The sequence below is a fragment of the Zhongshania sp. genome, from assembly GCF_041623545.1.
GTDB lineage: Bacteria > Pseudomonadota > Gammaproteobacteria > Pseudomonadales > Spongiibacteraceae > Spongiibacter.
The window spans coordinates 1-11152 of the sequence record NZ_JBFJWS010000088.1; the positions used below are offsets into that span (position 1 = coordinate 1).

Annotated in this window: 11 protein-coding genes; 7 read left to right on the plus strand and 4 right to left on the minus strand. The window is 51.0% G+C overall.

Annotation, left to right across the window (positions count from 1 at the left end; translation table 11 throughout):
• From ABYT30_RS09910 to ABYT30_RS09925, 4 genes are all read right to left on the minus strand, one after another.
• On the minus strand, window positions 1–1265 hold a 1265-nt coding region (locus ABYT30_RS09910), incomplete at its 3' end, for a hypothetical protein (protein WP_373096270.1).
• 314 nt (window positions 1266–1579) lie between these two features.
• Window positions 1580–3049, minus strand: coding sequence for an aldehyde dehydrogenase family protein (locus ABYT30_RS09915; RefSeq protein WP_373080884.1), 1470 nt, complete (start codon window positions 3047–3049; stop codon window positions 1580–1582).
• Window positions 3050–3105: 56 nt separating this feature from the next.
• Window positions 3106–4755, minus strand: a complete 1650-nt coding sequence (locus tag ABYT30_RS09920; RefSeq protein WP_373080882.1) for an FAD-binding protein — start codon at window positions 4753–4755, stop codon at window positions 3106–3108.
• Window positions 4756–4773: 18 nt separating this feature from the next.
• Window positions 4774–5511 (minus strand): SDR family oxidoreductase, encoded by a 738-nt coding sequence (locus ABYT30_RS09925; RefSeq protein WP_373096272.1) that lies wholly within the window; start codon window positions 5509–5511, stop codon window positions 4774–4776.
• 392 nt (window positions 5512–5903) lie between these two features.
• Here ABYT30_RS09925 and ABYT30_RS09930 point away from each other — a divergent pair, with 392 nt between their 5' ends.
• The 7 genes from ABYT30_RS09930 to ABYT30_RS09960 all read left to right on the plus strand — a co-directional run.
• The gene (locus ABYT30_RS09930) at window positions 5904–6104 is read left to right on the plus strand and encodes a ferredoxin (RefSeq protein ID WP_373080878.1); all 201 of its coding nucleotides are present in this window, start codon (window positions 5904–5906) and stop codon (window positions 6102–6104) included.
• A gap of 63 nt (window positions 6105–6167) precedes the next feature.
• Window positions 6168–6986 (plus strand): coniferyl-alcohol dehydrogenase, encoded by an 819-nt coding sequence (locus tag ABYT30_RS09935; RefSeq protein ID WP_373080877.1) that lies wholly within the window; start codon window positions 6168–6170, stop codon window positions 6984–6986.
• Between the two features lie 73 nt (window positions 6987–7059).
• Window positions 7060–8313: a cytochrome P450 gene (locus ABYT30_RS09940; RefSeq protein ID WP_373080875.1), complete on the plus strand. Its 1254-nt coding sequence runs from the start codon at window positions 7060–7062 to the stop codon at window positions 8311–8313.
• 3 nt (window positions 8314–8316) lie between these two features.
• Window positions 8317–8730: a Zn-ribbon domain-containing OB-fold protein gene (locus tag ABYT30_RS09945; protein WP_373096274.1), complete on the plus strand. Its 414-nt coding sequence runs from the start codon at window positions 8317–8319 to the stop codon at window positions 8728–8730.
• The gene (locus tag ABYT30_RS09950; RefSeq protein ID WP_373096276.1) at window positions 8727–9887 is read left to right on the plus strand and encodes a thiolase family protein; all 1161 of its coding nucleotides are present in this window, start codon (window positions 8727–8729) and stop codon (window positions 9885–9887) included. Before ABYT30_RS09945 ends, ABYT30_RS09950 begins: the two co-directional genes overlap by 4 nt.
• Window positions 9887–10600: a hypothetical protein gene (locus ABYT30_RS09955; RefSeq protein ID WP_373080871.1), complete on the plus strand. Its 714-nt coding sequence runs from the start codon at window positions 9887–9889 to the stop codon at window positions 10598–10600. Before ABYT30_RS09950 ends, ABYT30_RS09955 begins: the two co-directional genes overlap by 1 nt.
• 76 nt (window positions 10601–10676) lie before the next feature.
• The coding region (locus ABYT30_RS09960) for a hypothetical protein (RefSeq protein WP_373096279.1) at window positions 10677–11152 on the plus strand (476 nt) is incomplete at its 3' end.

The following is an 11152-nucleotide window of genomic DNA, read 5'->3' on the forward strand; positions in this document are numbered from 1 at the left end:
AAGCTGGCAAAGTCTTGGCTTTGCCACAGATTTAAGAAAGTATTGAGCATTTGTAGCTGGGTCCGCGCGGATTCGTGTTGTTCAAAAAGTGGGTCAAAGCGATCGGTTTCGGCATTTAGCTGGGGAATTTCCGCTAGGATCATAGCCGGAGCATCCATTAGCCAAGCAAGCCCCAACATGGCGACAGCAAGACACATTTGAAACTTTAATTCCGCAGGGGCCAATTGCGGGCCGCCGGCTTTTTGGTACTCACTCGCAAATAGCGCGAGTAGCTCATCTAAATGATCATTCCAAAGTGATAGCTCCGCTGCACTTAGCGCACCCCATAGCGCCATAGCAACATTCATTTGACTGACACTACCCCAGTCCATCAGTCCGCACTGCAAAGTGCTTTCTTTGTCTCGCCAGAACCAGGCATTGTCGATATTGGCATTCCAATGAATGAGCGCTATAAAGTCCGTATTCTCGTTCAAATATTTCTTAATGGCTTTTTCGCGTAGTAGTAGCTGTGGTATGTCCAAGCTGCATTGCTTAAAAAAATCGGCCTGACGAATATTTTCGGCAAGTAATTTCGGGTAGCGTGCAGCAAATTCGCTTATACGACTGAGTCTCCTTTGCAGTTGTTCAGGACTGTAGCGAATTGGCTGGTTTATCGCCTGTTGTTCAGGAATAAAGGGGAAGTGTTTGGCTATGCCCTCGCTGAGACTGCCTGATTTTTGGGTGCCGGCCAAGCGACCAAGTGCCGTGATGATAGCGCAATAGTGTTCCAGTGGCTGGGGGAGCGTATAGTCGAGACACTTCTCGTAAAGCGGCTCTATATTACCTTGAGCAAAGGCAATGCGCTCGGTGATTAAAATACCGCTGCCGCTAGCCTCGTGATAGTCGGCAAACGCGCAGCTTGGAACGGCAATTGGGAAACCTTTCATTTGCGAGAGTAATGCGAGCTTTACTTCTGGGGCAAGTTGGTTTTTGGCTCGGTCACGAATGCTGTCGTTGAAATCCCGCGAAAATTTAACAAAAAGTTTAGTATGCAGCTGGGCTTCGGGGAATGCGTATTCTAGTGAAAGTAATAACTTCTGCCCGGTGCTGCCGCCGAAACATTCTTCAAGCTGAATGATTTTTGTGATTTGGTTGTTTGTGCTGAGGAAGCCGCTGTTGTGAAACGCCTTGTTGAGAAAGTCTACACCGCCTTCGCGCAGGGCTTGTGCATGAGTGGGGATCAACAAGCTGGAATGATCGCCCTTAACCCAGTCAATGATGGTCATTTTGATCTCCTGTGTAGTGCGGTGTTAAAGGTTTCGTGATGGAAGTTACCGCCGTATTCCTTGCTCGCGCGAAGTGGTGACCGATTATAGAGTGGGGAGGTTTGGGTGCCTTGCACTGATCGGTAGTGTCACTTGTCTCTTTGGGTAGCGCAGGGTTTGACGAAGGGTGATTAAAGTCGACATTGACAGGTATCAGATCACCTTGCTTATATCATCGCGCAGAAAGGGATTGATGGTCGGCGGCGAATTACGCAGCGCAGATTTTTTTTAGAAAGGTAGTCGCCGAAAATTATTCGCCGACTACCTCTGTCTTTCTAGGCTACCCGAGTGGCTATTACTTTGCTTTCGAGGAACTCTTCAATACCTTCAAGCCCCCATTCCCGCCCCATACCGCTACCTTTAACGCCGCCGAAGGGCAGGTCTCCAGTGATGCTCATGCCGCCGTTGACGCTGAGGGCGCCAGCGCGAATGCGGCGAGCAATATTGGTCGCGCGAGCAACGTCGCCGGAGTAAACCGCGCCGCCGAGACCGTAAACGCTGTCGTTGGCTATGCGAATCGCATCTTCATCGTCCTCGAAAGGAATGACAACCAATACAGGGCCAAAGATCTCTTCCTGGGCGATACGCATATCGTTAGTGACATCGACAAAGCAGGTTGGCTCAATAAAGAAACCATTGCCTTTGTCTGGCCGAGTTTTACCACCTGCGATCAAGCGGGCGCCTTCTTTCTGACCGAGTTCGATATAGCTCATAACCCGTTCTTGTTGGCGCTTTGAAATAACTGGGCCCATGATTTGAGTTGGGTCGTCAAAGTCGCCCCACTTGGTAGAGAATCCAGCGTAGGACATTTCTAATGCTTTGCAGGCTTCTTCGTAGCGGCTGCGAGGTACGAGCAAGCGGGTAGGCATCGCGCAGCCTTGGCCGGCGTGGAATACCGCCATACCGGTCATTACCGTCATGGCAAAATCGGGGGTGTCTTCCAAAATAATATTGACGGATTTGCCGCCTAGTTCGAGGAATACGCGCTTAAGGGTTTCGGCGCCTTTTTCCATAATACGCTTGCCGACACCTGTTGAGCCGGTAAAGGAAATCAGGTCAACACGGGGATCTGCGACTAGCATTTCGCCAGCCATGGCAGGCTCGCTAGACGTAATCACGTTAAGAACACCGGGTGGGAATCCTGCTTCGGCGGCGAGCTCGCCCATGATAGTGCCCATTACTGGCGTGTCGGGTGCAGGTTTGAGGATGACGGTGCAGCCTGCTAAAAGGGCAGCAATAACTTTGCCGATATTAACGTAGAGTGGCACGTTCCACGGGGTGATTGCAGCAACCACGCCGATGGCTTCGTGCACAACGATACGGGCCGAATCAAAGCCGTATTCGTTGCGCAATCCGCGATCTTCCTCCCAGGTGACTGAGGCAAAACAGTTAATTAAATCGTCCATGCCATTCAGTGCGCCGTCGATGTGCGCGCGATTAGCCGCGCCCATTGCCGCGCCGGCTTCGAGCCGAGCTATTTGCGTCAAGGTGTCGCGGTTGGCGAACAGTAAGTCGCGATACTTTTTAACCAGTGCCAAGCGTGAATTATGCTGGCGAGACCATTCAGTTTCGTCGAAGGCGCGGCGCGCTGCGGCAATGGCCGCGTTGACGTCGTCAGCGGTGGCGTCGGCCACTTTACCCACGGGCTCTGCTGTCCAAGGGTTGATATTGTCATAGGTCTTGTTGTCAGACGCGGGTCGTATAACGCCGTCGATGTACAGTTTGGCATCAGGTAGCATAGTCATTTTTTGTTCCTCTTTTGAGTTCGCATGACGAACACTTTTATGGGTTGAATTAGAATTTAGGGTGTATTGGCCAATACATGTTTTGCAGCAACGTAAGCCCAGGTAAACGACGGGCCGATACTGCCGCCAGCGCCGGGGCTGGCATGGCCCATAACTGACGCGGTTGAGGTGCCGGTTGCATAGAGCCCGGCAATTAACGAGCCGTCGCTACGCAGTACCCGCGCGTGTTCGTCTGTGACTAAGCCGCCGTAGGTGCTGACATCGCCGGGATAAATTGGCAGCGCATAAAAGGGGCCTTGTTCAATTTTGCCCAAGGTTTGTGAAGGCTGATGCAAGGCGTCGCCAAGCCAGTTATCGTAAACGTGGCTCCCTCGCGCAAAATCGGCATCGATGCCTTGCTCGACAAAACCATTGAAACGTTCAACGGAGGCGCGCAAGGCGGCGGGGTCGATTTTACAATTGTTGGCCAATGCTTCTATTGTTTCGCCTTGTTGCAAAAAACCTTGCCAATGCTTTGGTTTTTTTAAGCCCGGCATGGTGCCAGCTAGCATATATTTTTTGAGGTACTGGCTGTCCATAATCAGCCAGCTCGGCGTTGCGGGCTGTTCTTTATTGCGGTTTAAAATATTTCTCGCTAATTCCACGTAGGATGCAGATTCACGCATAAAGCGCTGACCACTTTGGTCGACAACAATACTGTGCGGTTGTGCCATATCGCCCTGCATGCCGGGTTTAACCGCAGGATTGTCTGGGGGTAGGGTCATGGGCGAGCCAACGCGCTGATCCATTTGCGCTACGGCGGCGCCGATTCGTAGCCCCTCGCGAATAAGGTCGCCGGTGTCGCTCTCTATGGTGTTGGACCACTCTGTCGAGGTGCCTGGGATATATTGGTCGAGCATCTCTTGATTGCGGGCAAAACCGCCGGCGTTAATGAGCACGCCGCAGCGAGCCCCGATTCGCCATGGCGCGCCATCTTTTTCGATAAGAACGCCGGCGACCCGATCATTTTCGATAATTAATTCTTTAACGCCAGAATTAAGCCGGATATCGGTGCCGGCCTTGATCGCGGCGTTCAACATTTGACCCTGTAAGGCCTGGCCGGCAGTGCTAAGGTGCTTGCCCTTTAATCGGGAAAAAACAGTTCGACCAATAATGCGAGCAAGGGTCTTTTTCGCGGCCCAGGTGCGTTTCATATAGGGCAAATCCATCGCTTCATCGAGATTTGCCGCGAGTGGCAAAAATCCGGGGCGAAGTTTGTCTTTCCATTCGCCGAGCACATTAATATCAAATAGTTCTGAGACGACGGTGCGGCCGGCTACGGATTCGCCTGGGCCTTCGTAGTAATCTGGCCAGCTGGGAATCCGGCGTAGCCGAATACCTTGGTCGATGAGGAATTCAATCATCGCCGGAGCTTCGTCGACATATTTAGTGCGTCGCTCGGGGCTGGCGCCGGGGGTGTCTTCGCGCCCGCCGACCACAGCATCCATATAGGCCAGCGCGGCGGCACGGCTGTCGGCTACCCCGGCTTCTTTCATGAAGCGATTGTTGGGAATCCACATGACGCCGCCGGAAATTGCCGTAGTACCGCCGACGAGTTCAGCTTTTTCAAGAATTAATACGCTTTTTCCGGCTGCACGCAGCTTGAGGGCTGCGCACATCGAACCACCGCCGCTGCCAACGACAATAAAATCGACAGACTCATTCATGGCCAATTCTCCAGATGCTTAGTCGGCCTTGCGGGCGTGAAGGCTGATGCTCGCCGCTTGCAGGTCGGCGGGTAGGTCAATAAGTGCGCGAAATACGTCGGTTACTGAGGTGAATTGCGAAATTGCTTTCTCCCGTAGGTTGATGCCAACGGCGGCCGCGGCAGTGCCAAAGGCAATTTGGGCATCGATATCGGCATCCCATACTTTGCCCTCTTCATACATTGCGCCGGCGCGGACATTGCTTACGCGAATACCTCTTGGACCCAATTCGTGGAATAGACTTTCTGAAAAGCGCTCCATGCCCGCCTTGGAGCTTTGGTAAACGCTGAGATGAGGGAAATTCATAGCAACGGATTCACTGCTCACATTAATGATATAGCTGCCTGATTTCATCATGGGTATTGCTGCGCGTGCACAAAGCATCGGGCCGCCAAGGTTGGTGGCGATGGTGCTTAAAATTTGCTCATCTTTGGCGTTTTCGATAAGGAATGGCTCAAAGATCGCGGCATTGTTTATCAGCACATCAATGCTGCTGTGCCGTTCGGCTATCTTTGCGAAGGCGGCGCGCACTGAGTCGGGGGATGAAACATCGCAGCCAACTGGCATGGCGCGATCGCCGATTTCTGCCGCAGCCGCCTCTACTTTAGCAGCGGTGCGACCAAGTAAGACAACGTTGTCGCCGTCGGCTGCGAAGCGGCGTGCCAAGGCGCGACCAAGCCCGACCCCTGCGCCAGTAATAACGATTGTTTTTGCCATTTGGCTTTCTCCTTTTTATAAATTTCAGCAATAGGTGTTAAGCAATACTTTTGGGTTTGTCTGTGATGCTAGCTAATGCCTCGTTGTGGTGTATTTGCCACATTGGAGTCAAATCAAGAGGTCTAAGCCGCGCCTTATTATGCTGGCACATTATGGCGTTGAGTCGTCGTGTAAAGCGCCATATTCTTATCGCCCTGTTATAAATATTATTAATATAAAACAATGACTTGTTGTATCTTTTCTGGAGTGTCTAGCCGCACATTAACATTGGGTTAAAACTGCATTTCAGTGGCCGGTTTCGGCCCTGGGCTTATATTGCTATTAAACAGCACTGATGTATAATAGCGCAATCGAAGAAGGCTTGGCCAGCGAATCAAGAGAGGGATGGATATATGAAAATCCGCATAGATAAAGAGGCTTGTGTCGGGAATGCGCGATGCGCAGCAATCTCGGAAGTTTTGTACCCGCTTGATGACGACGGCTATATTTCAGTAACGGAAGTTGACGTGCCTGCGGGCATGGAAAGTTTGGCTAAACGCGGTGCCCGGTCATGCCCTGAGCGCGTGATCACTATTGTTGAAGACGATCAGTAAGCATAATAAAAATGTGCCGGGCTAGCTTGGCATTTATAAAATATTCAGTTAAGAGGATTGGCAATGGATTTTTTAGGATATAAAAATAAGCGCGTCATTGTTAGTGGTTGTTTTTCTGGTATGGGTGAAGCTACGGCGCGTATGTTGCTGGAGCTTGGCGCCGAAGTTCACGGTATCGATTACAAAGAAACCCAGCTAAAACTGGCCTCTTTTAATCAGGTTGATTTACGTGACCCTGCAGCGATAGACGCGGCGATTGCCAATATTGGCGGCAAGGTCGATGCACTTTTTAACTGTGCTGGTTTACCCCAGACGTCACCGCCGCTCGACGTAATGAAAGTAAATTATGCGGGCACGCGGCGAGTGACGGAGCAAGTATTGCCGCTGATGGCCGAAGGTGGCGCCATTGTGAGTATTTCATCAAATGGTGGTTTGGGGTGGAGTCGCCGCATGCCAGTGTTAATGGATTTGCTCTCTAAATCGACTTATGAAGAGGCTGTGGCGTGGTGCGAACAGCATCTTGACGATGTAAAAGAAGGATACGCGTTCTCCAAGGAAGCGATTATTGTTTGGACTATGATGAGTTCGACTAGCTTAATCAAAAAAGGCATTCGCATTAACTGCACGATGCCTGGACCTACGCAAACACCAATGATGAGTCATTTCGAGGCGGCTACCCAAGCCTCGGTGCTGGATGCAGCAATGCAGCCGAGTAATCGCCGTTCTACACCTGAAGAACAAGCGTCAGCCTTGGTTTACTTGAATAGCGACGCGGCCAGCTTCGTGAATGGCGTCGCCTTCCCTGTTGATGGTGGTTTCTTGGGCGGTGTATCAACTGGTCAAATTGATTTGAGCGCTATGATGGGTGCGCCAGCCAAATAGTGGTGGCTCCATTTGTTGATGTAGCTGGCGTCAATGCGCCAGCAAACCGCCATAGAATTTAGAGGAGTTGTCCATGTCCAGCACGGCGAACCTTAGTCCAGCAGTGCCTACTCCAGAACATATTCCAGAGTCATTGGTTTATGATTTTGATATGTTCCTCGATCCTGCGATGCAGGTTGATCCGCACAAGCGGGTGTATGACCTGGTGCAGAATGTGCCGCCAATTTTTTGGACACCGCGCAACGAAGGCCACTGGGTATTTTTGAGTCACTCCGCCAATTTTAATGCCTCGCGAGATACAGAAACCTTTTCCAATGAAGTTATCCCGCAAGCGATTATTAAGCAAATGATGGCGCAGATGCCGCCGGGCTCCCCCCATATCCCTCAGCCAATTCCCATTAACGTTGATCCACCGGAACATGGCAAATATCGCACGCCGTTAAATCGCGTATTTTCGCCTAAAGCCATTGCCGCGCTGAAAGATGATATTCGTAAACTCGCTGATGACCTTATCGACGATATTATCGCAGATGGCGCTTGTGAATTTATGAGCTCGATAGCGGAGCCGCTGCCGGTACAAGTATTTTTGAAGATGCTTGGGCTGCCATTGGATCGCCAGGCTGAGTACCGCGAGCTTGTGCGAGATCACCTTTCTGAATCAAATTCAGAAGGCAATATGGCCGCTAAATTGATGCGGATTACGGCGAGCATGCGCGATACCTTGTTGGCGCGAAAGGAAGAGCCGCAAGACGATATTATCAGTATGTTGTGGAAGCTTGAAATTGACGGCGAGCCAATGACGCTGGCTGATATGGAAAACTATTGTGTGCTGTTGTTTATTGCTGGTTTAGATACCGTTATGAATGGTATTGGTCACGGTATTCGGCACATCGCCCAGGATCCATCTCTGCAGGCAGATTTACGTAAAGATCCCGCGTTGATTGCAGAGGTAACTGAGGAGTTGCTGCGTCGCTATACCTTTACTGTGCCGCCACGCCGCGTAGATAAAGATGTCGTGTTTGAAGGCGTGACGATGAAAGCCGGCGACAAAGTGATGTTGTATTTGCCTGCAGCTGACTTAGACCCGAATGAATTTGCCAAGCCAGATACTTTTGACCTAAAGCGTGAAAACAAAGTGCATATTGCTTTTAATGCTGGCCCGCATCGTTGTTTGGGTTCGCATTTGGCGCGAGTTGAGTTGCAGATTGTGTATGAGCAAATGTTAGCGCGATTACCTGAATTTCGTCTTGATCCAGCGCGGCCTGCGAAATTTCACAGCGGCCACGTAATCGGTGTCGACGAATTACATTTGCTCTGGAAAATTTAAATTATGACTGCGCCTCGCCCACTGCCACGTTTAGACGCTCATAACCGACCATTTTGGACGGGTGGGGCTGAGGGTGAGTTGCGAATAATGCGGTGCCAAGATTGCGCAACATTTATTCATCCACCGCGTCCGGTATGCAGTAAATGTTTGTCTGAGAACGTTGCGCCGGAAGCCGTTGCCGGCAGTGGTGTTGTTGATACGTTTACGGTGAATTACCAGAAGTGGCATCCTGCAATGGAAGTCCCCTTCGTTATCGCTCGGATCGCACTGGACGGCGTTCCTGGCGTGTATTTGACGAGCAATATTATTAACTGCGATGTCGAGAAAGTAGATATTGGTGATCGTGTCCACGTTAAATTTGAGCGGCAAGATGATGTGTATCTGCCGCTATTCGAGAAAATGGATCAGACCTTGTGACAGAAAAACACGCGTATATTACTGGCATTGGTCAATCTCAAGTTGGCGTTAGGTTGACGCGCGACCCATTATTGTTGACGCTGGATGCGGTAAAGGAAGCCTTGGACGAAGCGGGTCTCAGTATTGAGCAAATCGACGGTGTGTCGACGTATCCTGGTCGCGCAGCAGCAATGTTGGGTTTTTCGCCCGTCGGGGCCGATGAACTGGTCGATGCCCTTGGTATTAAGGCTAATTGGTATGCGGGCGGCGGCGAAATTACATCTCAGCTCGGTGCTGTGGTTGCGGCTGAAGCTGCTGTGCGCGCCGGTCACGCGCGCCATGTTATATGTTTTCGAACTGTGTACGAAGCAGCGGCAATGTCGCGGCCCGATGAATACCCGATGCCTAGGCGCGAGCGTGTCGATAGCTATTCCCAGTGGTTTGCTCCCTTTAATGCGATTTCGGCGGCAACCTGGACAGCGCAATATGCAATGCGACATGTGAAACGCTACGGTATGACTCGGGAACAGTTGGCGCAGATCGCGCTGACCGGACGGGCTAATGCGGCGCTAAATCCACGGGCGCTCGTCCGAGAGCCACTTACGATGGATGAGTATATGTCAGCGCGGATGATTAGCTCGCCACTGTGCTTATTTGATTGCGATCGTTATACCGATGCGTCTACAGTACTGATTGTGTCCGCTGGTGACGCTATTGACGAAGTGCGTTGCACCCCGGTTCGTATCGCCGCTTCTGCGGGCAGGGTTGAGCGTCTTAGTTGGGATCAGGCCGAGTGGATGGCCTGCTATGCTACAGGTAAGGATTTGTGGCAACGAACAGATTACAAGCCGAGCGATGTTGATACCGCGCAGCTGTATGACGGTTTCAGCTTCCAAGCAGTAGCGTGGTTGGAAGGACTTGGTTTCTGTGGCATTGGTGAGGGTGGTGCATTTATTGAAGGCGGTAAACGTATTGCCTTAGACGGCGAGCTACCATTGAATACCTTTGGTGGGCAAATTGGTGCTGGGCGCTTGCATGGTTTTGGCTTTGCTCATGAGTCCGTGGTTCAGTTGCGTGGTAAGGGCGGCGCTAGGCAGATTGGCGGTGAGCCAAAGCTCGCAGTGTGTACCTCTGGTGGCGGCCCGCTCGCTACCGCCTTGTTATTGGCGTTAGACTGATGCCGTCGGCCGCACAGTTGCCAGGATTTCGGCGCCGGTTTCGGATTACGCCGAGCTCGGCGCAAGTGTTAACAGAAGTCGAAGACGACTATCACTGCATGAGCGTTCTGGTAAAACACGATGGCGTTGTGGCGAAAGAAATTATACCGATGATGCACCGTGCGCCTTGGACGACTTGTCCTGGCGCTGTTGAGCAATTAATACTCGCGTTTAGTGGTGTCGCCTTATCGGACTTTCCCGCACAGAGCGGAAAAATGGAAAATTGCACGCACCTGTATGATTTGGCATTGCTAGCCGGTAAGCATGCTTTTGATCGTGCCGAGTCAGTCTACGATATATTGGTAGCCGATCCCGTAGATGGCAAGCGCGTGGCAGAAATATATAGAAATGGTGAATGTCTGATTAGCTGGGTTGAGTCTGGATTTAAGATTGTTGAATCCGCTTTGCTAGAAGGTGCGAGGTTGGATACTCTGCGACCCGGAATTGAAAATTTAAAGCCAGCGCAATTAGAGGCTGCACGTCTTTTGCGCTGGGGTAATATGATCGCACATGGGCGCAGCATACCTATGGAGCAGCAATCGGATGCCAGTCGAATGCCGCCGAATTGCTTCACCTTTCAGCCGCAGCGTGCTGCTATAGCAAAGCGCATCGGCGCAGTTTACGATTTCAGCAATGGTACGAGGCAACCGTTGGAACGAAGTGAGAACATTTGATAATGTTATTTCACGGGATATTTTAAATAGGCCACATTGACAATAGGTAGTGGAAACTGCCGCACAGGAGGATTATATGACTATAAATATGAATGACATGGTGATTATCAGTGTGGATGATCACATCACTGAGCCACCAGATTTATTTGACAAGCATCTGTCGCCGGAACATTTGGCGACCGCACCTAAATTTTGTACCGACGAAAATGGCAAGAACTATTGGACCTACCAAGGTATGTATATGCCTTCAGTAGGTTTGAATGCGGTGGTGGGTCGGCCTCCAGAAGAATACGGTATGGAGCCCTCTTCATTAGAGCAAATGCGTAAAGGTGTTTACGACGTTCACGCCCGTATCGATGACATGAATGCCAATGGTATTGCTGCATCGCTAAACTTTGGTACCGTTGCTGGCTTTGACGGCGGACGTTTCCACAAGGCGGAAAACAAGGAATTGGCCTTAATCCATTTGCGCGCGTATAACGATTGGCATATTGACGAGTGGTGTGGCGCCTACCCTGGTCGCTTTATTCCTTGCGGAATTCTGCCTACTTG

Excerpts from the sequence above, each read along its gene's own strand:
- ABYT30_RS09925 (WP_373096272.1), bottom strand. The coding sequence starts at position 5,511 with ATGGCAAAAACAATCGTTATTACTGGCGCAGGGGTCGGGCTTGGTCGC.
- ABYT30_RS09930 (WP_373080878.1), top strand. The coding sequence starts at position 5,904 with ATGAAAATCCGCATAGATAAAGAGGCTTGTGTCGGGAATGCGCGATGC.
- ABYT30_RS09935 (WP_373080877.1), top strand. The coding sequence starts at position 6,168 with ATGGATTTTTTAGGATATAAAAATAAGCGCGTCATTGTTAGTGGTTGT.
- ABYT30_RS09955 (WP_373080871.1), top strand. The coding sequence starts at position 9,887 with ATGCCGTCGGCCGCACAGTTGCCAGGATTTCGGCGCCGGTTTCGGATT.
- ABYT30_RS09940 (WP_373080875.1), top strand. The coding sequence starts at position 7,060 with ATGTCCAGCACGGCGAACCTTAGTCCAGCAGTGCCTACTCCAGAACAT.
- ABYT30_RS09920 (WP_373080882.1), bottom strand. The coding sequence starts at position 4,755 with ATGAATGAGTCTGTCGATTTTATTGTCGTTGGCAGCGGCGGTGGTTCG.
- ABYT30_RS09915 (WP_373080884.1), bottom strand. The coding sequence starts at position 3,049 with ATGACTATGCTACCTGATGCCAAACTGTACATCGACGGCGTTATACGA.
- ABYT30_RS09945 (WP_373096274.1), top strand. The coding sequence starts at position 8,317 with ATGACTGCGCCTCGCCCACTGCCACGTTTAGACGCTCATAACCGACCA.